The sequence below is a fragment of the Agarivorans sp. QJM3NY_33 genome, assembly GCF_050870865.2.
In the GTDB taxonomy this organism is placed as follows: domain Bacteria; phylum Pseudomonadota; class Gammaproteobacteria; order Enterobacterales; family Celerinatantimonadaceae; genus Agarivorans.
The window spans coordinates 1006386-1026315 of record NZ_CP194039.2; the positions used below are offsets into that span (position 1 = coordinate 1006386).

Annotated in this window: 21 protein-coding genes; 15 read left to right on the forward strand and 6 right to left on the reverse strand. The window is 44.0% G+C overall.

Translation table 11 applies throughout. The features are described 5' to 3' along the window. Window positions 1–84 precede the first annotated feature (84 nt). From xerD to trxC, 4 genes are all read left to right on the forward strand, one after another. Complete coding sequence (gene xerD / locus ACRRSY_RS04535) at window positions 85–993, forward strand: site-specific tyrosine recombinase XerD (RefSeq protein WP_432461034.1); 909 nt, start codon at window positions 85–87, stop codon at window positions 991–993. A gap of 90 nt (window positions 994–1083) precedes the next feature. Then, on the forward strand, window positions 1084–1905 hold the full coding sequence (locus tag ACRRSY_RS04540) for a thioredoxin fold domain-containing protein (RefSeq protein ID WP_432454337.1): 822 nt from the start codon (window positions 1084–1086) through the stop codon (window positions 1903–1905). Between the two features lie 69 nt (window positions 1906–1974). Further along, complete coding sequence (gene recJ / locus ACRRSY_RS04545) at window positions 1975–3696, forward strand: single-stranded-DNA-specific exonuclease RecJ (protein ID WP_432464425.1); 1722 nt, start codon at window positions 1975–1977, stop codon at window positions 3694–3696. 42 nt (window positions 3697–3738) lie between these two features. Next, window positions 3739–4170, forward strand: coding sequence for a thioredoxin TrxC (gene trxC, locus ACRRSY_RS04550; protein ID WP_432454334.1), 432 nt, complete (start codon window positions 3739–3741; stop codon window positions 4168–4170). Window positions 4171–4193: 23 nt separating this feature from the next. Here the strand turns inward: trxC and ACRRSY_RS04555 are convergent, their stop codons facing one another. Beyond that, window positions 4194–4436 carry a hypothetical protein gene (locus ACRRSY_RS04555; RefSeq protein ID WP_432454333.1) on the reverse strand — a complete coding sequence of 81 codons (243 nt, stop codon included), beginning with the start codon at window positions 4434–4436 and terminating at the stop codon, window positions 4194–4196. A 164-nt stretch (window positions 4437–4600) separates the two neighbouring features. After that, window positions 4601–4990, reverse strand: a complete 390-nt coding sequence (locus ACRRSY_RS04560) for a hypothetical protein (RefSeq protein ID WP_432464426.1) — start codon at window positions 4988–4990, stop codon at window positions 4601–4603. 1223 nt (window positions 4991–6213) lie between these two features. Here ACRRSY_RS04560 and ACRRSY_RS04565 point away from each other — a divergent pair. Continuing rightward, complete coding sequence (locus ACRRSY_RS04565) at window positions 6214–8202, forward strand: pectate lyase family protein (protein ID WP_432464427.1); 1989 nt, start codon at window positions 6214–6216, stop codon at window positions 8200–8202. A gap of 150 nt (window positions 8203–8352) precedes the next feature. Here the strand turns inward: ACRRSY_RS04565 and ACRRSY_RS04570 are convergent, their stop codons facing one another. Further along, a complete protein-coding gene (locus tag ACRRSY_RS04570) occupies window positions 8353–8730 on the reverse strand; it encodes a DOPA 4,5-dioxygenase family protein (RefSeq protein WP_432454330.1) in 378 nt (125 codons plus the stop codon). 123 nt (window positions 8731–8853) lie between these two features. On the opposite strand from ACRRSY_RS04570, the gene ACRRSY_RS04575 reads away from it, so the two are divergent. Further along, window positions 8854–9093, forward strand: coding sequence for an alternative ribosome-rescue factor A (locus ACRRSY_RS04575; RefSeq protein ID WP_432454329.1), 240 nt, complete (start codon window positions 8854–8856; stop codon window positions 9091–9093). Here the strand turns inward: ACRRSY_RS04575 and yjjG are convergent. Further along, window positions 9059–9736 (reverse strand): pyrimidine 5'-nucleotidase, encoded by a 678-nt coding sequence (yjjG, locus tag ACRRSY_RS04580; RefSeq protein WP_432464428.1) that lies wholly within the window; start codon window positions 9734–9736, stop codon window positions 9059–9061. The two genes, ACRRSY_RS04575 and yjjG, sit on opposite strands and share 35 nt — an antisense overlap. 292 nt (window positions 9737–10028) lie before the next feature. Between yjjG and rpsP the strand changes: the two genes are divergently transcribed. Genes rpsP through rplS form a run of 4 tightly spaced genes read left to right on the forward strand, consistent with a single transcriptional unit; the run spans window position 10029 to window position 11993 of the window. Next, window positions 10029–10274, forward strand: a complete 246-nt coding sequence (rpsP, locus tag ACRRSY_RS04585; protein WP_432454327.1) for a 30S ribosomal protein S16 — start codon at window positions 10029–10031, stop codon at window positions 10272–10274. Between the two features lie 25 nt (window positions 10275–10299). Continuing rightward, the gene (gene rimM, locus ACRRSY_RS04590) at window positions 10300–10830 is read left to right on the forward strand and encodes a ribosome maturation factor RimM (RefSeq protein ID WP_432464429.1); all 531 of its coding nucleotides are present in this window, start codon (window positions 10300–10302) and stop codon (window positions 10828–10830) included. Between the two features lie 8 nt (window positions 10831–10838). Beyond that, the gene (trmD, locus tag ACRRSY_RS04595; RefSeq protein ID WP_432454323.1) at window positions 10839–11612 is read left to right on the forward strand and encodes a tRNA (guanosine(37)-N1)-methyltransferase TrmD; all 774 of its coding nucleotides are present in this window, start codon (window positions 10839–10841) and stop codon (window positions 11610–11612) included. A gap of 27 nt (window positions 11613–11639) precedes the next feature. Beyond that, entirely contained in the window at window positions 11640–11993 is a 354-nt protein-coding gene (gene rplS, locus ACRRSY_RS04600; RefSeq protein WP_432454322.1) for a 50S ribosomal protein L19, read from the forward strand. A gap of 53 nt (window positions 11994–12046) precedes the next feature. Here the strand turns inward: rplS and ACRRSY_RS04605 are convergent, their stop codons facing one another. Continuing rightward, window positions 12047–12367 carry an isoamylase early set domain-containing protein gene (locus tag ACRRSY_RS04605; protein WP_432454320.1) on the reverse strand — a complete coding sequence of 107 codons (321 nt, stop codon included), beginning with the start codon at window positions 12365–12367 and terminating at the stop codon, window positions 12047–12049. Window positions 12368–12466: 99 nt separating this feature from the next. Next, window positions 12467–13135: a DNA mismatch repair endonuclease MutH gene (mutH, locus tag ACRRSY_RS04610; protein ID WP_432454318.1), complete on the reverse strand. Its 669-nt coding sequence runs from the start codon at window positions 13133–13135 to the stop codon at window positions 12467–12469. Window positions 13136–13772: 637 nt separating this feature from the next. Here mutH and rppH point away from each other — a divergent pair. From rppH to nhaA, 5 genes are all read left to right on the forward strand, one after another. Continuing rightward, the gene (gene rppH / locus ACRRSY_RS04615) at window positions 13773–14312 is read left to right on the forward strand and encodes an RNA pyrophosphohydrolase (protein WP_432464430.1); all 540 of its coding nucleotides are present in this window, start codon (window positions 13773–13775) and stop codon (window positions 14310–14312) included. 3 nt (window positions 14313–14315) lie between these two features. Next, window positions 14316–16586 (forward strand): phosphoenolpyruvate--protein phosphotransferase, encoded by a 2271-nt coding sequence (gene ptsP / locus ACRRSY_RS04620; protein ID WP_432464431.1) that lies wholly within the window; start codon window positions 14316–14318, stop codon window positions 16584–16586. 85 nt (window positions 16587–16671) lie between these two features. Next, a complete protein-coding gene (gene lgt / locus ACRRSY_RS04625) occupies window positions 16672–17478 on the forward strand; it encodes a prolipoprotein diacylglyceryl transferase (protein WP_432456095.1) in 807 nt (268 codons plus the stop codon). Continuing rightward, window positions 17475–18326 carry a thymidylate synthase gene (locus ACRRSY_RS04630; protein WP_432464432.1) on the forward strand — a complete coding sequence of 284 codons (852 nt, stop codon included), beginning with the start codon at window positions 17475–17477 and terminating at the stop codon, window positions 18324–18326. The genes lgt and ACRRSY_RS04630 overlap by 4 nt, the downstream gene beginning before the upstream one ends. 353 nt (window positions 18327–18679) lie before the next feature. After that, on the forward strand, window positions 18680–19906 hold the full coding sequence (gene nhaA, locus ACRRSY_RS04635) for a Na+/H+ antiporter NhaA (protein WP_432454312.1): 1227 nt from the start codon (window positions 18680–18682) through the stop codon (window positions 19904–19906). Window positions 19907–19930: the final 24 nt, after the last annotated feature.

Here is a 19930-nt window from a genome sequence, read left to right on the forward strand (position 1 = left end):
TGGTTTGCAGCGCGGGCAGTGTAGCAAAAGCTTTCAGCAACACCAATATACTCATTTGCAGATTAGCAATCACAGTGAAGCAATATGCCAAGTAAAAATATTCCTGATAGTTCGACGGTTTATCTAGACCGATTTATTGAGCAGCTATGGTTTGAATATAATTTAGCTGATAATACGCTGCTTTCTTATCGTAACGACCTCCAGCAACTGGCGTTATTTTTGACCAAGCAAGGCCTGTTTCTAGAGCGAGCCTCGGCTTTAGATTTACAAGCATTTATTAGTGCACGGTATGAGCAAGGGCAAAAAGCTAGCTCTGCGGCTCGGCAATTGTCAACCTTGCGCCGTTTTTATCGTTTTTTGTTACAGCAGCAGCTACGCGAGGATGATCCCACCGCACTATTGGTACAGCCAAAGTTGGCTAAGCATCTGCCAGGAACACTCAGTGAGGCCGAGGTGGACCTTTTGTTGGCTCAGCCACAGCTTGATGATCCGATCCAGCATCGAGATTTAGCCATGCTGGAAGTGTTGTATGCCACCGGTTTACGAGTGACTGAATTGGTTGGTCTGCAAATGGAGCAAGTAAGCTTGCGCCAAGGTTTGGTGAGAGTCGTTGGCAAAGGCGGTAAGGAGCGTTTGGTTCCCTTAGGTGAGCAAGCGGTGGACTGTTTAGAAGGTTATTTACGTCAATCACGGCCCTTATTACTTAAAACTGAAAGTGATGTATTGTTCCCTAGTGCGCGAGGCTGTCAGATGACGCGGCAAACCTTTTGGCACCGGATTAAACGTTACGCAGGCTTAGCTGGCATATCCGAGGGTTTATCGCCACATACCCTGCGTCATGCCTTTGCCACTCACTTGCTGAACCATGGTGCAGACCTAAGGGTGGTTCAAATGTTGTTAGGGCACAGTGACCTATCCACCACGCAAATTTATACGCATGTGGCTAACGAGCGTTTACGTTCGGTCTATGATCAGCATCACCCGCGAGCGTGAGCAACAAGTTTGCATTTATTCAATAGAGACGGTAAGTTTTGCAGAGTTTACTCGGTCTGCTACTACAAGTTCTAATTCGGAGAAGATCTAATGAAGTTATCAAAGGCCCTGGTATTGTCGCTAAGCTTACTTGGTTTGAGTGTTAGTCAAGCTTGGAGCAATAGCAGTACTGAAATAAGTGGTGGCGAGCAAAGCAAAGCGCCTAGTCGTGTATCGGCTCAGTTAGATTTGACTAAAATCCAGCAACTGATCGCTGCTCGTCTTGGGGTTAATATTGACTCTATTGCCGAAACCCCCTTGGCGGGAATTTACGAAGTCGTCAGTAGTCAGGGGATTTTTTATGTGAGTCAAGATGGCAACTACTTGTTGCAAGGCAGCTTGTTTGATTTGGTGAATCGAGTCAATTTAACTGACCAAAGTATGTCTGCGGTACGACTTAAGCAGTTAGCCAATTTTGAAGATGATATGATCACCTTTAAGGCTAAAGATGAAAAATATGTGATTACCGTATTCACTGATACCAGCTGTGGTTATTGTCGTAAGTTGCATAGTGAGTTATACACTTATCAAGAGAAAAATCCCGATACCAATAAGATTGAGCAGTTACCGGGTTATACCGATTTAGGCATAACGGTACGTTACTTAGCCTTCCCGCGGGGTGGTTTACAGTCACCTGCTTACCATACTATGCAAAATGTATGGTGTGCCGATGACAAAGCTGCAGCCTTAAGCTCGGCTAAACAAGGGGGGGCGATTGCGCAGGTTTCCTGTAAGGAAGATGTGATTGAGCAATATCACTTAGGTGAGGCTTTTGGTGTTCGTGGGACACCAGCGATGGTATTGCAAGATGGCAGAATGCTACCTGGTTATCGTCCGCCAGCAGCCCTGCTGGAATTATTACAACGTAGCTAAGTATTGTAGGCTCCTTAGGAGCCTTTTTTATGAGTCCTATTTTGCCCCCTATGTAGAGTACAAAATTACGTGTTATTACGTCGTCGAGAGCAACTAGATAGCCAGGCTTTACCTGCCGAATGGCCTGAATTACTGAAGCAGATTTATTTACGTCGTGGGGTGCGCAGCGCCGCCGATGTGGAGCGCCGGGCTCAGGCCTTGTTGCCGTTTAAGGGCTTAAACGGCATGAATGAAGCGGTCAAGCTATTGATTGATCACTTAGCCAATGGCCGTAAAATTTTGGTGGTGGGTGATTTTGATGCCGATGGAGCCACTAGTACTGCCTTACTTATGGCTGGCTTACCGTTGTTTGGCTTTCAATCACTGGATTTCATTGTGCCTAATCGCTTTGAATATGGCTATGGTTTAAGCCCTGAAATCGTCGAGCTTGCGGCGGCTAAAGGTGCGCAGCTGATCATTACCGTAGACAACGGTATTTCAAGTATCGCGGGGGTGGATAAGGCGCAAGCTTTGGGGATCCCGGTCTTAATCACCGATCATCATCTACCCGGCGAACATTTGCCAAAGGCTGCGGCCATTGTGAATCCCAATTTGTCGGCGTGCGCCTTTCCCAGTAAGAACTTAGCGGGTGTTGGGGTGGCATTTTATTTGTTGATGGCTTTACGCAGTAAGATGCGTGAACTTGATTTATTTACTCAACAAGCGATCGCAGAACCTAATATTGCGAATTTACTCGACTTGGTTGCCTTGGGCACGGTGGCGGATGTGGTGCCGCTAGACAGCAATAATCGCATTTTGGTGCATCAAGGTTTACAGCGGATCCGTGCCGGAGTGTGTAGGCCAGGGATCCAAGCCTTAATTGAAGTCTCGGGGCGTAACAAGAGCAACATGGTGGCTAGCGATCTCGGTTTTGCGATTGGTCCGCGTTTAAATGCTGTGGGCCGCTTAGACGACATGAGTTTGGGTATTCATTGTTTGTTGAGTGATGATATTCACCATGCTCGGCAATTAGCGAGTGAAATGGATAGTCTTAATAGTGAGCGCAAAGACATTGAACAAAGTATGCAGCAAGAGGCACAAGTGATTGTTAATCAACTGTGTTTAGATAGTGAGAGCTTACCCAAGGCGCTGTGTTTATATCAGGCTGACTGGCATCAAGGAGTGGTTGGTTTAGTCGCATCACGAATTAAAGAGCAGTATTACCGTCCGGTATTTGCTTTTGCCGATGGTGACAAGGGCGAAGTAAAAGGCTCGGGGCGCTCAGTCGCAGGGGTTCATTTACGTGACTTATTGGAGCGAATTGACACTCAGAATCCGGGCTTGATTAGTAAATTTGGCGGCCATGCAATGGCGGCTGGTTTATCTTTACCTCAGACTCGCTTGGCCGAATTTAAAGCTTGCTTGGAGCAAACCTCTAGCGATTTTGTTGATGAGGATTGTTTAACCCATACTCTATGGAGTGATGGTGAATTGCCAGCTGAATATCAGGTATTGTCGTTTGCCGAGATGCTTCGCGAAGCTGGGCCTTGGGGACAAGGTTTCCCAGAACCGCTATTTGATGGCCATTTCGAACTATGCAGCCAGCGGGTTGTAGGGGAAAAGCACTTGAAGATGAGTGTGAAATTACCTGGAATGTCACAGGAAATTGATGCGATAGCTTTTAATGTGGATCGTAGTGTGTGGCCAAATGCTGCGTTGAAGCAGGTGCAATTAGTTTATAAACTGGATGTAAATGAATTTCGTGGGCGACGTAGTTTGCAGTTGCTGGTCGAGCATTTACAAGCGCTATAGGCTCTGTTTAGAAAGCCTTGAAATGAAAGAAAGAGGAAAACAATGAGTGCAGCGTTAATAGTTATTTGTCCCAGCTGTCAAGCGGGTAATCGTGTTCCTCAAGCACGTATGTCCGAGCAAGCGAAGTGTGGTAAATGTTCTCAGGACTTATTTGCGGGGAAAGCCATTGAGGTCGATGAAGCCGCTTTGGCTCGTCATTTAAAGGGAGACTTACCGGTGCTTGTCGACTTTTGGGCGCCTTGGTGTGGCCCATGTAAGAGTATGGCTCCGGCCTATCAGCAAGCGGCTCAGCAGTTTGCGCATCGAGCTCAGTTTTTGAAAGTGAACACTGAAATATTGCCAGTCTTGGCGCAGCGTTATCAGATCCGCTCTATCCCGACCTTAATTTGTTTTAAAGGTGGTAAATTACTGGCTCAGCAAGCCGGGGCTTTGCCCGCGCAAGCGCTGTCACAATGGATAGAACAGCAGTTGTAAATAGCCAAGCCTGATGATCCCTGTCATAACTTAGTGTGGGGGTTCCGCTTCGGTTTGTCTTTCATTAACATGAGGGTGAGTAGGATCTTACTGGGCACCATTAGTAATAAGCCTGCACCGATGATCCCGGCGATAATCTGTACCCCTTGAACGCCCCTGTCAACACTGATGCTGGTAAACATAGCCAGCGCGACGCCTAACAATACTAGCGTTAAGCCAAGCCCAATACTGATGTACAATAGCCACTTCCAGTTTGTTTCACTCATCACTTTGTCCTTTTCATCATCAGCTGATTTTATTATTCAGACATAGCTCGCGATTAACCTTGCGTTGGCGCAGTTTATTGGAGATTTTTTGTTACCAGCCTGTTTTATTATTTAGGCTTGGTATCGTTAGCGATTCAGTTGGTATTGGCGCTTCTTATTGAGGCTCAGTGGCGTTTTGTCATACTTCCTTTAGCGACGAGGGTGTCGAGAATAGCGATGTCACCTTGCCATTGGAGTTTGCCGCTGACTCGCCAGAGAGAACCGATGGCTGGTGGCTGGGGGAGGTTCGCCAAGATTTGTAATTCAAGAGCGGAACCATCGGTGGTGATGGCCTTCAAGTCGTAGTGACTGGGAGATGTTTTCCGACTCGCTAGTAGGCGAATATTGCCACGACTCAGCCCTTGAAAAGTCTGGCTCAGGGCCTGTTCTAAGCGGGGGAGCTGAGAGGTTTGAAACGGGCTATCAGGTGACCAGGTGTAGTAACAAAATACACCAATAAATAAGACCATCACCAAAGGTAAGCGTTTATCGATATGTCGGGGATCTTTCGACATTTTGGGGTCCTCGTTGTGATGCTCTAGGTGCAGGCTTAGACTTGCGCCTGATTAACTGAAAGGCTAGTGCCCATTGGTAATTAAAGCTACTTCTCTCAGCGAGGTTAACTTACCCACTAGTGATCCGTTTTGTTCAAAACTTTACGAGCAGTGGAGCAGTTTAGGCTATAAATTATCCAGTTAAGTGGCCTGATATGGGCATCTCATTAAGCCTAATTGTCACTTTGCTGGGATGCTTCTCGATTGCTGGTTAACGAGTTATTACTTCCTAATGCTAGGTGTGTACATTTAAATTTTATATGCTCATCTAAAAAACCATCTACGGCATTTTGTCACCAATTAATCATCTGCTTTGGGGGGAGCGATTCAGCTATTCATTCTAATCTAAGGGCTTCTTCTGCTATGTTGAAATTTTATGGGCGTTATTTATTTTCTGAAAGAGAACTGCGTCTGCCTTTACTAAAGACTAAGCTATTTATCTGATTTGATAGACTAAATTTAATTTATCCTTGTTTTATTTTTTGTTTTTGCTTTTGTTTTTTTACGTTTTTTGTTTGTTGTTTAAAGTCTTGTGACTTTTATTTCGCCTTCTAAATTTAAACGTTTTTCAGATGAGTTTAAAAGTGGCCCCTAAAAAACCGATGATTAAATTCAAGGTCAATCATTGATTGCGAATCTTCTTGATGAATTAAGTGGTTCATATATTTCATTATATATCAGTATGTTGGGGGTTTTATTGTGGTTATATTAATTGGGGGAGGATTGTTTTTTTATTATGTGATGTAAATCATTTAGACCTTTTTCTCTTAATGATTAATTTATAGGCACCTGTTTTATCCTTGAGTTGCTCGTTACTTTTTGTTTAGGAATGTTTTATAAAATCATTAGTGTGAAATAGCTCAACATTCCCAAATTACTCTGTTGATTTCTTACTCACTTTATACAACTATTGATTATCGAAATAACGGTTTGTTTTTTTAGATCCGCTATTTTGTTTTGTGTTTTTTTGTGGGTGATAGGTTTTTAGTTCTTGTGGGAGGTTGTATTTAATCCTAAATATATAAGTTTTAAATTGTTTTTTATGTATTTTTATAATGGCTTTAAATCTGTTGGGTGTGTTCATTAAAATAAGATCATAAGAAATGATATTATCAAGTTGTAGCATGATGTATATGCAGATTTGTCATTCCTTTACATGAATTTGAATAGGATTTGAGATGATAATGCAAGCGAAGAAATATTCTTTATTTACATTGAAGGCGACAGCGATTGCTGTGTCTTTGTATACAGCGGGGGCTTTAGCCAACGGCGGTTTTGCTACTCAAAATGGTGGAACGACTGGGGGACAAGGTGGTGCGGTTGTTTATGCCAGTACCGGTACCCAAATTCACGAAGCCTTATGTAATCGAGCCTCTAGTGATACGCCTATTATTATTAGAGTTGAGGGCACTATTAATCACGGTAATACCAGTCAAGTATCTGGCGATAGTTGTAATACAGCAGCAGATAAAATTGAACTAAAAGAAGTCAGTAATATTAGTATTATTGGGGTCGGTAGTGGCGCTTTATTTGATGAGCTCGGTATTCATCTACGAGCGGCATCAAACATTATTATTCAAAATGTTCACGTTCGGAATGTTAAAAAATCAGGCTCACCAACCTCTAATGGTGGGGATGCCATTGGTATGGAGAGTAATGTATATAACGTCTGGGTGGATCACGTCACATTAGAGGCCAGCGGCGGAGAAAGTGACGGCTATGATGCCTTATTTGATATGAAAGCCACCACCAAGTATGTCACGCTATCTTACAGTATATTACGCAATTCTGGACGGGGTGGTTTGGTTGGCTCTAGCGATAGTGATGACACCAATGGTCCAGTGACCTTTCATCACAACTATTACCAAAATATTAACTCTCGCACTCCCTTGCTTAGACACGCAACGGCTCACTCTTACAACAATTACTATGATGGTTTAATCTCTTCGGGAATGAATCCTCGAATTGGCGGCCAAATTCGTGCTGAAAATAACTATGTGAAAGATTCTAGCGATCCTTTAGGGACTTTCTATACCAATGATATGGGTTATTGGCAGGTGAGTGGCAATATATGGGACAACGTGAGTTGGTCGTCTGACGATGATAAGTTACACCCCGCTGGACCGAACCCTGTTTCAACCACTTCTATTAGTATTCCGTATAGTTACTCGATGGATGACGCAAGTTGTGTTCCTGCCTTGGTGTTAGCGGCTGCCGGGGCAAATAAAGGCCTGGCTGTGTCTGACGGGAGCTGTTCACCGACGGATCCGACTGACCCAACCGATCCAACTGACCCAACCGATCCGACCGATCCTACGGTTCCTGGTGATGGTGAGAATCTTGCCTTAAACGCTGCCGCAGATGGTAGTTCTAAAGCCAGTGGTACCAGTTACGGTAATGTGATTGATGGTGACACCGCTACCTATTGGGCCCCTTCAGGCTCAACCGGTACCATTAACGTTAAAAATCTAAATACCACTATCAACGCCGTAAGAATTGTTCCATCTTCAGGCACCGAGGGGCGGATTAGTTCTTGGGCATTAGTGAACTATGATACGGGTGAAACTTTGGCAAATGGCGGTACGGTGCCAGATGTGATTACTTTCTCTGACGTCAACTTGAACAAGCTGAGCTTTGTGATTCAGGCTGCGAGCGCAAGCCCGCAAATCGCCGAGTTTGAAGTTTATAATGGCTATACCAGTGGGGGTTCCGATGGCGGAAGCTCGGTGGTGAATGGTACCGTGAATGGCACCTACAAAATTTCACCATTGCATAGTGCGAAAGCGCTTGATGTTGCCAACTGTGGTAGCAGTAATGGGACGAATGTGCAGCAATTTAGTTGGTTAGCTAACGATTGCCAGAAGTTTGTTATCTCTAACGTGGATGGTATTTGGCATCGTATTTCGCCAGTGAATGCTTCAACGAAAGGGGTAGAAGTGGCTTCTTCTTCAACCAGTGCAGCAGCCAATGTACAACTCTATGATTACTGGGGTGGTGCGAATCAACAGTTCCGCTTCCAAGCTGCAGGTTCAGGTAAATGGAGAATCATTAACCGAAATAGTGAGTTGTGTTTAGATGTGGCGTCTAAGTCAGCGGCTGATGGTGCTAATATCATCCAATATACTTGTAAGGCGGGTGCTGAAAATCAGATGTTTGTTTTAGAGCGTCAGTAATTCTTTAACTTGAGTTTTAGCTTGTGCTTAAAAGCCGCTCTGTGAAATAACAGAGCGGCTTTTTTTGATGTCGCAAATCGACATGGGCGAAACCATCGCGTTTCGGTAACTCAGTATGCTTTATCGCGTGTCAGTCAAGGTTTGGCTTGCTTAACTGTCGTCATCTTCACCATCGCTACCTTTTTTAAACATCGATAAATTTAAAGATTGGGGAGTTCCTAGCCAATAGGCGTACTCGGTATGATCGCGTAAGTTATTACCGGTTTGGGCATGCACCAAAATGTTTAAGTCTTGGCGTTGTGCTTCTAACCAAGGAATGAGCTGTTCAAAATGTTGTTCTGAGAAACTAAGCTGGCAACTCCAATGTGGGTGAGGGCCAACTAAGGTTTGATGCACTCTCCCCATTTTAATCGCGCATTTTTGCGCGGCCTGTTGGCATAGCTGTGTCGCAAATTCGAGGCTCGTAGCATCGAAATACACGTGGGCGTGATAGTGTTTATGGACATTTTGGGGAAAGTAGGGATTCAAGTTGAGCGATCCTTCGGTGATGAATGACATGATTACATTGTTGTACTAATTGATGAGACTTGCTATATAATTGCTCACTTCGTCGCCAAGGGCGGTGTTGTAACACTAACTAATGAGGTGAACATGAGTCACAAAAACAAACGGGCTAAGCAGCTTGCCCATGCGCATGGCCGAGGCCAGATCAATGATAATGCGCTTAAAGCTTTAGTCACCAGTCCACTGTTTAAAAGCAAAGTGGAGCGGCCTAAAAAGGGTAAAGGTTCATATAACAGAAAGGGGCATCAGCTGAAGGGCGATGCTCCTTTTAACATTTTGACTTGCAACTTACTTAAGCAGTCATCAGTAGGTGTTGCAGTTCTTTAAGTGAATTCACTTCGTGCTTAGGCGCAATCCCTTCAGGTTTAGCATGACCATGTCGGTTCAACCAACAAGTATCAATACCTGCGTTAATCCCGCCTTGAATATCCGAGTGCAGATTGTCCCCCACCATTAAAATAGAGTCTTTTGCAGGATGCTTCATGTGCTTAAAGGCATGATTAAAAATATCAACATGCGGTTTAGCGATACCGACTTGTTCGGAAATAACCAGTGGGAAAAAATAGCTTTTTAAACCAGTGCGTTCTAAACGGATCGTTTGTAAGGCGGTGAACCCGTTGGTGATGATCCCCATTTTGACTTTGCCCGATAAAGCATCTAGAAGTTCTTTGGCTCCCGGTAATAAGCTGCAAATGTCGGCCATGGCATTTAAAAAGGCACTATTTAGTTGTTGTGGATGAAGTCCAAACTTGGCCGCCCATTGGCTAAAGCGCTGCTGCTGGAGTTCGCGAGCGGATATTTTTCCGGCCTGATAGTCGACCCAAAGCGGTAAATTAACGGTTTGATAGTGTTGATAGTCTTGCTCATTAAAGTTAACCCCATAGCGTGAGAACATCAGTCTGAGCCCCGCAAAGGCATCAAAGTTGAATAGCGTTTCATCAGCGTCAAATAGGATCCATTGGTATTTCATTCTCTGCGCACCTTACAACTTAACAGGCGACTTATGCTGGGCTAAGTGACTCATATTGTCAAAAATGTTTTACAGAACAAGGCGATTCAGTTGATGGCTGAGGGGCTTCGACTTCACCAGAAAATCTGCGATTCTTAACGAAGCCTTTAAACCTGCATCCATTGCTGATTTAACTCCGTTTAAGCTGGCCTTATAACTTGCAATTAACCCAAAAAGGAGTACAATTCCGCGGCTTCAATTAGCGGGACTCCCATTTAGGGACCTTAAATTTTTTAACTAGTATGAGGACGATATGGTTACCATTCGTTTGCAACGTGGCGGCGCAAAAAAGCGTCCATTCTATCAAGTAGTTGTTACTGATAGCCGTAATTCACGTGACGGTCGTTTCATTGAAAAATTAGGTTTTTTCAATCCGATTGCTCGTGGTCAAGAAGAGCGTATTCGCTTAGAACAAGACCGCATTGATCACTGGGTTGGCCAAGGCGCTGCGGTTTCTAACCGTGTAGCTAAGCTAATCAAAGATTCAAAAGCAGCATAATTCAGTCTTTTTTAGTGGAGTTAAGATGAGCAATAAAGAACAGCCCATCGTGATAGGTCGCTTAGGTGCCGTTTACGGTATTAAAGGGTGGCTTAAAGTTAACTCGTTCACTGAAGATGCGGAAGCTGTTTTTAACTATCAACCTTGGTTGATAGGTCGTTCTGGTGAGTATACTTCGATTGAAGTGACAGAATGGCGGCGACACAGTAAATCTTTCATCGTGAAGCTTGCGGGCTTTGATGTGAGAGAACAAGCTCAGAGTTTAACCGGGATGGATATTGCGGCTTCGCCGGAGGTTCTACCGGAGCTATCTGATGATGAATATTACTGGCGTGACCTGATGGACATGAAAGTGGTGAATCGCAGTGGCTATGACTTAGGACATGTGACCGATTTAATGGAAACAGGTTCGAATGATGTCTTGGTTGTGAAAGCCAATTTAAAAGATGCCTTTAGCAAAAAGGAACGGTTAATCCCGTTCGTAGAGTCTCAGATAATTGATAACATCGATCGCGAGTCTCAAACTATTACTGTTGATTGGGATCCTAGTTTTTAGGTTCCTTTATGGCTGAGCAGACACCACAGTTGTGGGTGGGAATAGTGAGTCTATTTCCGGAAATGTTTCATGCTATAAGCGAGTACGGTGTGACTGGGCGTGCGGTAAAACGTGGCTTAGTTAAGATTGAGTGTTGGAATCCGCGTGATTTCACTCATGATCGTCATCGTACGGTGGACGACCGGCCTTACGGCGGTGGCCCTGGTATGTTAATGATGGTACAGCCCTTACGGGATGCGATTCATGCTGCTAAACAGGCTGCTGGTGATGGGGTTAAGGTGATCTATATGTCACCGCAAGGGCGTACCTTGAAGCAAGATGGAGTAATGGAGTTAGCTCAACAGCAAAAGCTGATTATAGTTGCGGGTCGCTATGAAGGCATTGATGAACGCTTAATTCAAGCCGAAGTTGATGAAGAATGGTCGATTGGTGATTATGTGTTAAGTGGTGGTGAGCTGCCAGCAATGAATATGATAGACGCCGTCTCGCGGTTAATTCCGGGAGTTTTGGGGGATAAAGCTTCAGCTGAGCAGGATTCATTCTCTGATGGATTGTTGGATTGTCCACATTATACTCGTCCAGAAGTTTTGGATGGGCAGGCGGTACCTCCGGTACTGCTCAGTGGAAACCATAAAAAAATTGAAGAATGGCGCTACAAACAAGCACTTGGGCGAACCTATTTGAGGCGACCGGAGTTATTGGAGAATCTAGCTCTGACTGACAAGCAAGAGAAGATTCTTGCTGAGTTCATCCAAGAGCAAACGCCCTTGGATAATAAATAAAGATTCAGTTAATTCTAGGAAATAGTAATGAGCAATATTATTAAACAGCTCGAAGAAGAGCAATTGAAGCAAGACGTACCTGCGTTCGCTCCTGGTGACACAGTAGTTGTACAGGTAAAGGTAAAAGAAGGTAATCGTGAGCGTCTACAGGCGTTTGAAGGCGTAGTAATTGCTAAGCGTAACCGTGGTTTACACTCAGCATTTACTGTTCGTAAAATTTCAAACGGTGAAGGCGTTGAGCGTGCATTCCAAACTCATAGCCCGCTAGTTGAGAGTATTACTGTTAAGCGTCGTGGTGACGTTCGTCGTGCTAAACTTTACTACTTACGTGAACTTTCTGGTAAGAAAGCCCGTATTAAAGAAAAGTTGGCGACGAAGTAAGTCTACTTCTTCGAGAAAAAAGCCCGCGTATGCGGGCTTTTTTGTGCGCGAGTCTAGGCGATTTCTAAGACTGAGTTGTCACCACCAACACCACTGTTCTGATAGCTATCTGCGAGCCAATCGTTGTCATAGGTTTCGGTCCCATCAGCTAAGCACAGTTTATATTTAAACTGATAGCTTGCTTGTTGGTCCGTGGGAACATTGACCACGACTTTAAATTTGCCATTTTTGAGTTTGGTTAGCTCTATCGGCTGCCACTCATTAAATTCGGCAATTAAATAGATCTGCGCGGCGTCTTGGGTGGCTTCCTTTTCAATTTCAAAGGTGACCTTTACTTCAGGTTTTGACTTTAGATATTGCTTTTTTAAGGGCATGCTATTCTCCTCCGAGAGATAAAATAAATCCGTATACATTGTGACCAATAGTGATTCTTTCAAAAAAGTGAGAGCTTGGTCAATAGTAGATTGGTTTTTTTAAAGTTGAAAGTATTGTCGAAGGATCTCTTGAGTAAACACAGTTTTAAGGTAATAACCTCGAGGAAGTACTTGAATTAGGCTGCCATTGGGTCCTATGGCGGCAGTTCTTGCCTTGTTATTTGCGGCCTTAGGACGTAATTGTAGTACTTGTCCTTGGCGTGCCGTTATTTGTTCAATTTGGCCAAAGCTAATCATCTCCATTTGCTCTTCCCAATCAGCTTGGAGTTGCTGGTTTTGCTCCGCTGAAGGGCTCCACAAAATTGGGTTTGCGACAATCCGTTGCGGGATAGGGATGCTTCGTTCTGCCAATATGGGGATCCACAATACTCGCGAAAGCTTATTGTAGACATTGCTATGATGCCAAGTCAGCCCTGCCACATTAGTGAGCGGCGTAATACATACATAAGTACTTTCCAGAGGTTTACCTTGTGCATCAATTGGGATCGTTTTTAATTCGATGCCTAGTTCGGGAAAGTCTTGAATCGGCTTGCTGCCAGCGCTTGCCCCTAGGCACCATTCAATCAGTTGACCCCCCCAGCCTTTTTGACGTTTAAAGTTAGCGGGAATGCTAAAGCCTTCACGTAATGCTAATTCACCAAGACTCAGTCCGGCTAAGGATTGGGCGCGAGCGTAGAGTTCGGCTTCACTATTTGGTTTGCTGATCATGGCTTCGTTAACTGTGGGTAAAAGGCTATTGTATAGAAGCTGCGCAGTAAATGCAGCAGCTTATCCAATAGCCATAATTATAGTGTAACTTATTGATTATTGGTGGTTTTATTTTTTCTCTTTGAATCGGTTGGTGGATAGTTAAACGTTATTCATAGCTAATTTAGACTTACAAACAACCTTATCCACATTATCTATGGATAACTATTGTTAATTGTTATTAACTAGTATTTTATGCACAGAAAGACTCTATTTAACTCAGAATGTCTATAATTAAGGCGATCTGATGAGAATAAACCCGTTTTATGGAGATGTGTTGTTTTTTTAAACAATTAAAGTTATGAACAGTGCGAATCTAGATAAACTTGAAAAATTATTTCCTATTCAAAATTAAGATATTGATTTTTAATGTTATTTTGTATTTTTATGTATGTTATTTTTTAGACTTTTATTGTTTGAAAATGTTAGTTTTGGGCTTTATCCCAAGTTATACACAGTTTTTCTCACAGATAAATCGAATAACTTTGCTTAAGCGGGTGTTATTACAATTTTGTTCCTTTGTGATAAGCGTATTTGCCGAGCTTGACGATCTGTGAAAGAATCACTTATCTATAGTTTTTAGCTGAAGGTTGTTTCAGTGATTGATGGGGATGGTTATCGCCCCAACGTCGGCATCGTTATTTGTAATCAGCGTGGTCAGGTATTGTGGGCACGTAGATATGGTCAACATTCATGGCAGTTTCCCCAAGGTGGCGTTGATGAAGGGGAATCGGCTGAACAAGCGATGTATCGTGAGTTGCATGAAGAAGTAGGCTTGCTGCCGCAAGATGTAAAAATTTTGGCAACAACCAAACATTGGCTGCGTTATAAATTACCGAAGCGCTTAATTCGTTGGGATAGTCCGCCAGTTTGTATCGGACAAAAACAAAAGTGGTTTTTACTGCGTCTAGTGGGTCAAGAATCTAGTATTAAATTTGATTGTTGTGGACACCCAGAGTTTGATGATTGGCGCTGGGTGAGTTTTTGGTACCCGGTTCGGCAAGTCGTATCATTTAAACGAGAAGTATATCGTCGTGCTCTCAAAGAGTTTGTGGTTTCGGCAATGCCTTATCACCGTCCAGATAAGGTACCAAATAAAGATAAACGGCGACGTTTTAAGAAACGTAAAGGAGCTTAAGAAGTGTTAGCAGAGTTACGTGCCATTGTTGAACAGGTAAGCAATGCCGATACTCTCGACAGTGCTTTGGCAATTTTAGTTACGAAGATCCGTTATACGATGCAAACCGATTGTTGTTCGGTATATGTCATGGATCATCAACAAAAACGCTTAGTTCTGCGAGCAACAGAAGGCCTAGCCGCCAGCGCTATTGGTAAGGCGGCAATGCCCCTTGGCGAAGGCGTGGTTGGTCAGGTGGCCTTACGCGAAGAGCCGATCAACTTGGCCGATGCTCGGCTTAATCCGCATTTTAAATATCTTCCTGAAACTGCGGAAGAAGGCTTCTTTTCTTTCTTAGGCACGCCGATTACCCATCAGCGTAAGGTACTGGGCGTATTGGTCGTCCAGCAATCAGAGGCGCGAAGCTTTGATCAGAGTGAAGAGTCATTCTTGGTGACTTTGGCGACTCATTTAGCGGGAGTCCTCGCGAATTCCGATCTACACGCGGTGCTTAATGCGCCCTCCAAGAAAAAGAAATGGGCCGAGGCGATTAAGGCTGGTTCCAGTTCGAGTGGTATTGCGATTGCTAAAGCTTGGTTAAACCGTTCAACCGGGGCGCTTGAACAGCAACGGATTGAGCAGTGTGAAGATGTTGATATTGAGTTACAACGTTTTAATGGTGCCTTAGATATTGCTCGGGATGAGTTTCATAGTCTGGCGATTAAATTGTCTGAGCAGTTACCAAAAGACGTCGCGTCAATTTTTGATTTTTATCAACAGATGTTGGCTGACGCTAGCTTGGCCGGAGATATTCGTGCAAAAATAACCCAAGGTTATTATGTCGAATCAGCTTTGCGTTTGGTCGTTGAACACTATGTTAATTTATTTGCCGAGATGAACGACCCTTATTTGAAGGAGCGGGCAATTGACGTTAAAGACGTTGGTTTACGTTTATTACACGCTTTGCAAATGGGACCTAGTGCTGGCTTGTTACCCTCGGAACCCGTGATTGTGGTTGCTGAAGAGGTGACCGCGACAATGTTTGCTCAGGTGCCTCGGCATTTACTTGCTGGCGTCGTGTCGCAACGCGGTGCGGCGAATTCTCATGCTGCTATTCTGGCTCGAGCCTTGGGGGTGCCAGCCTTAATGGGCTTGAGTTTCGATGTGAATAAGTTGCAAGACTGTGAATTATTGCTAGATGGTTATTCGGCGGAGTTATTTGTAGAGCCAGACCAACTTTTAAAAGACGAGTACAATAAGCTTCTTGCCCAAGAAGATCAGCTTAATAGTCTGGTTCAGCAGAAATTGGATAAACCAGCAGTCACTCAAGATGGTTTAGCCATTGAGTTATTAATTAACGCAGGTTTGAGTGCTGACAGCGATATTGCAATTAATGCGGGTGCCGATGGCGTCGGTTTATATCGCACAGAAGTGCCATTTTTGATGCAAGATCGTTTTCCTTCTGAAGAAGAGCAATTTGTTCGTTATCGCGATATCTTAAGCAGTTATCAAGGTAAGAATGTTTGTATGCGTACCCTCGATGTGGGGGGCGATAAACAGTTACCTTATTTCCCTATTGTTGAAGAAAACCCATTTTTGGGATGGCGTGGTATCCGACTGACGTTAGATCACCCTGAAATTTTCTTGGTGCAAGCGAGAGCGATGTTTCGAGCTGCCATCGAATGCGGTAATTTGTCGATCATGTTACCCATGATCAGTAGTTTGAACGAAGTCGATGAGTCTTCTCGTTTGCTGGAACAAGCCTGGGCAGAAGTGGTTGAAGAACTTAGTTTAGAGGAACCGCCAGAACCGCCGAAATATGGGGTGATGTTGGAAGTCCCTTCGGTGTTGTTTTTGTTGCCAGAGTTAGCGCAGCGCGTTGATTTTTGGTCGGTGGGCAGCAATGACCTAACCCAGTATTTATTAGCGGTGGATCGTAATAATACCCGAGTCGCTGAATTGTTTGATACCTTTCATCCGGCGGTCGTGAGAGCGCTGAAGCACATAATTGAACAAGCCAATTTGTATGATGTTCCAGTGAGTTTTTGTGGTGAACTGGCAGGGGACCCTGTGGGCGCTTTATTGGTGCTGGTTCTGGGGTATAGCCGTTTAAGTATGAGTAGTTTTAATCTGGCTAAAATTAAATACATTGTTCGTCATGTGAAGCAGGCCGATTTTGCTCAGTTACAAGAAAAGGTATTGGCGAGTCAAACGGGGTCGGCAATTTACCAGATACTTTATGACTACTTAGAGAAGCAACAGTTATCGCAGTTTGTTCGTGTAAGTAAACATTAATGGATAAGCTTGCTTGATACGCTTGTTTCATCTTGTGATTCACTGCAAAATGCCCTTTCTTTATATTCGTTAAATAGAGCTACTTATTGTGTCTACTCCTTTGGTGTTTCCTAAGATTGATCCGATTGCTATTAGTATTGGCCCATTAGACGTGCGTTGGTACGGCTTAATGTACTTACTTGGATTTATGTTTGCGATGTGGTTAGGTAATCGCATGGCTGATAAAGCTGGCAGCGGCTGGACTCGCGCCGAAGTTAGTGATTTGTTATTTTATGGTTTTCTCGGAGTGATTCTTGGCGGACGGGTTGGTTACGTGATGTTTTATCAGTTACCACTATTTTTAGACAACCCACTTTATCTATTTAAAATCTGGGAAGGTGGAATGTCTTTCCACGGCGGTTTACTCGGCGTGATTACCGCGATGTTTTGGTTTGCGCGACATACTAAACGTCATTTCTTTACCGTCTCCGATTTTATCGCACCTTTGATCCCGTTTGGCTTAGCGACAGGGCGGATCGGCAATTTTTTAAATGGCGAGTTATGGGGACGACCAACTGATATGCCTTGGGGCATGATATTTCCCTCGGGCGGATTAGTCGCTCGTCATCCCTCGCAACTATACGAGTTTGCTCTTGAAGGGATTGCACTACTGCTCATTTTATTGATTTACGCAAAACGTAAGCCACCCATGGGGGCTATTTCTGGAGCATTTCTACTCACTTATGGCTGTTTTCGTTTCACTATAGAGTTTTTCCGTGAGCCCGACAGTCAGCTCGGTTTACTCAGTTTTGGGATGAGCATGGGACAATTGTTATCTCTACCGATGGTGATTGTTGGCGCATTATTTATCACCTGGGCCTATCGACGTCACTCTAATGAGAGCAAAGCATGAAACAGTATTTAGACTTATGTCAACGGATTGTTGAACAGGGAACTTGGGTTGAAAATGAGCGCACCGGTAAGCGTTGTTTGACGGTGATTAATGCTGATCTCGAATATGACGTAGCAAATAATGAATTTCCCCTGGTGACCACTCGTAAGAGCTATTGGAAGGCGGCCATTGCTGAATTGCTCGGCTATATTCGGGGTCTGAATGATGCTGGCGAGTTTAAAGCCTTAGGTACGCCAACTTGGTTAGCCAATGCCAATGAAAATCGGGCATGGTTAAACAACCCTGCTCGCAAAGGCGAAAATGATATGGGGCGAGTATATGGTGTTCAGGGCCGTTCTTGGCTTAAACCCGATGGTGGAACGGTTGATCAACTGCGTAAGATTGTGGATGACTTAAGCCAGGGGATTGATGATCGCGGTGAGATCTTATCGTTTTACAACCCAGGGGAGTTTCATCTTGGTTGTTTGCGTCCTTGTATGCATACTCATACCTTTTCCTTGCTTGGAGATAGTCTTTACTTAACTTCTAGTCAGCGCTCTTGTGATGTGCCTTTAGGACAAAATTTCAATCAAATTCAAGTCTTTACTTTCTTGGCTTTGATGGCGCAGATTACCGGTCACAAACCTGGTAAGGCTTACCATAAGATTGTTAACGCTCACATTTATGAAGACCAACTGGCGTTGATGAAAGAGGTGCAACTGAAGCGGGAGCCCTTTGCGGCTCCAAAGTTGCATATTAATCCGAAGATCAAAACATTGGAAGATTTGGAAACTTGGGTCACTCTTGATGATTTTGAGGTCAGTGGCTATCAGTATCATGACCCTATCGCCTACCCATTTTCGGTGTAATCAGCGACTGCTATTGGTTGTTATATGGGGGCGGCCTTAAGTTTGGCCGCCGCTATTTTTGCAAGTCTCCTTTAAGTCTTTAGCCTGCCATCTCGCACCTATTTGAGCGTTATGAGCCATTTTAAGTTCTTTTCTCTTCCTGCATTTAATTTTCCTTCTCTTTCGGGTCTAGTGCTCAGCTAAATCTCACTCGTCATCTACAGTCAAAATAGATCTTTATGCCGAACATTGCTGTATAAACTACAGTCTATCTTCTTTATTATCGGAAATACCGATGCTTAGGCTCATTAGAAGTGAATATCAATTACTTGCTCGCTGGGTAAAATAACCATTCTTTTTTTTAGTGGGCTGTTATGAAACAATTTATTGATCGTTTTTTAAGATTAGAAGCTGCTGGTGGTATTTTGTTGATGGTGGCTGCGGTATTGGCTTTAGTGATGGCCAATACCGCTTGGTTATCTCCTGTCTATTTCTCTTTTCTCGAGACTCCTTTGCAGCTGAGGATCGCTGAATTAGATATCAATAAACCTTTGCTGTTGTGGATTAATGATGGCTTGATGGCGATTTTTTTCTTAGTCATCGGTTTAGAAGTTAAACGCGAACTCATCGAAGGAGCGCTTTCTTCGAAAGAACAAGCATTGTTGCCAGTGGTTGCTGCGGTTGGTGGCATGCTGGTGCCAGCGGCGATTTATTTAATATTTAATGGCACTGATCCGGAGTTGGCGAAAGGTTGGGCGATCCCTGCAGCAACCGATATTGCTTTTGCCCTAGGGGTCATGGCTTTATTAGGTAAACGTGTTCCAGCGAGCCTAAAAGTATTCCTCTTGGCTCTGGCGATCAGTGATGATCTTGGCGTGATTGTAGTCATCGCACTATTTTATACCAGTGAATTGGCGATTATTCCGGCGCTTTGGGCGTTAGCGGCAAGTGCTGGTTTGTTATTGTTGAATCGTCGAGGTTACGGAGGCTTAAGCGCTTATTTACTGCTCGGCGCTGTGCTTTGGGTGGCGGTATTAAAATCTGGGGTTCATGCGACCTTAGCTGGGGTCATTGTTGGCTTTATGATCCCCTTGAAAGCGAAAACCGGTGGTTCACCGCTAAAGACACTTGAGCATGCCCTACATCCAGCTTCGAGTTTTATTATTGTGCCTATCTTTGCTTTTGCCAACGCAGGTGTCCCTCTCACTGGCATTAGTTTGGCGAGTTTTCAAAGCCCGCTTGCTTTAGGGATTATTCTGGGCTTGTTGGTGGGTAAACCTTTAGGCATATACGTTTGTTGTCGTTTAGCCATCAGGGCTGGTTTCGCAAAGTTGCCCGCAGGTGCGAATAATCAACAGTTATTTGCGACAGCTGTGTTATGTGGAATTGGCTTTACCATGTCAATATTCATTTCCTCACTTGCCTTTAACGGGCAAAGTGAATTGATAGCTTTATCCCGTTTAGCTATATTGTGTGGGTCGGTACTTGCTGCATTGATTGGCTATGGCTTATTACATGGCTCGACTCGTAAAGAAGCTAAAAGTTTGCGCAACTCTGCGCAAACTAGGCTGGGTCAATCATGGGAAAATTCCTCCATTTAGCAAGGGGAAAGGTCATTTAAAATC

Bases quoted from the DNA above. Each gene is read 5' to 3' on its own strand.
- xerD (WP_432461034.1), top strand. From the start codon at position 85: ATGCCAAGTAAAAATATTCCTGATAGTTCGACGGTTTATCTAGACCGA.
- ACRRSY_RS04540 (WP_432454337.1), top strand. From the start codon at position 1,084: ATGAAGTTATCAAAGGCCCTGGTATTGTCGCTAAGCTTACTTGGTTTG.
- trxC (WP_432454334.1), top strand. From the start codon at position 3,739: ATGAGTGCAGCGTTAATAGTTATTTGTCCCAGCTGTCAAGCGGGTAAT.
- ACRRSY_RS04555 (WP_432454333.1), bottom strand. From the start codon at position 4,436: ATGAGTGAAACAAACTGGAAGTGGCTATTGTACATCAGTATTGGGCTT.
- ACRRSY_RS04560 (WP_432464426.1), bottom strand. From the start codon at position 4,990: ATGTCGAAAGATCCCCGACATATCGATAAACGCTTACCTTTGGTGATG.
- ACRRSY_RS04565 (WP_432464427.1), top strand. From the start codon at position 6,214: ATGCAAGCGAAGAAATATTCTTTATTTACATTGAAGGCGACAGCGATT.
- ACRRSY_RS04575 (WP_432454329.1), top strand. From the start codon at position 8,854: ATGAGTCACAAAAACAAACGGGCTAAGCAGCTTGCCCATGCGCATGGC.
- yjjG (WP_432464428.1), bottom strand. From the start codon at position 9,736: ATGAAATACCAATGGATCCTATTTGACGCTGATGAAACGCTATTCAAC.
- rpsP (WP_432454327.1), top strand. From the start codon at position 10,029: ATGGTTACCATTCGTTTGCAACGTGGCGGCGCAAAAAAGCGTCCATTC.
- rimM (WP_432464429.1), top strand. From the start codon at position 10,300: ATGAGCAATAAAGAACAGCCCATCGTGATAGGTCGCTTAGGTGCCGTT.
- trmD (WP_432454323.1), top strand. From the start codon at position 10,839: ATGGCTGAGCAGACACCACAGTTGTGGGTGGGAATAGTGAGTCTATTT.
- rplS (WP_432454322.1), top strand. From the start codon at position 11,640: ATGAGCAATATTATTAAACAGCTCGAAGAAGAGCAATTGAAGCAAGAC.
- ACRRSY_RS04605 (WP_432454320.1), bottom strand. From the start codon at position 12,367: ATGCCCTTAAAAAAGCAATATCTAAAGTCAAAACCTGAAGTAAAGGTC.
- mutH (WP_432454318.1), bottom strand. From the start codon at position 13,135: ATGATCAGCAAACCAAATAGTGAAGCCGAACTCTACGCTCGCGCCCAA.
- ACRRSY_RS04630 (WP_432464432.1), top strand. From the start codon at position 17,475: ATGAAACAGTATTTAGACTTATGTCAACGGATTGTTGAACAGGGAACT.
- nhaA (WP_432454312.1), top strand. From the start codon at position 18,680: ATGAAACAATTTATTGATCGTTTTTTAAGATTAGAAGCTGCTGGTGGT.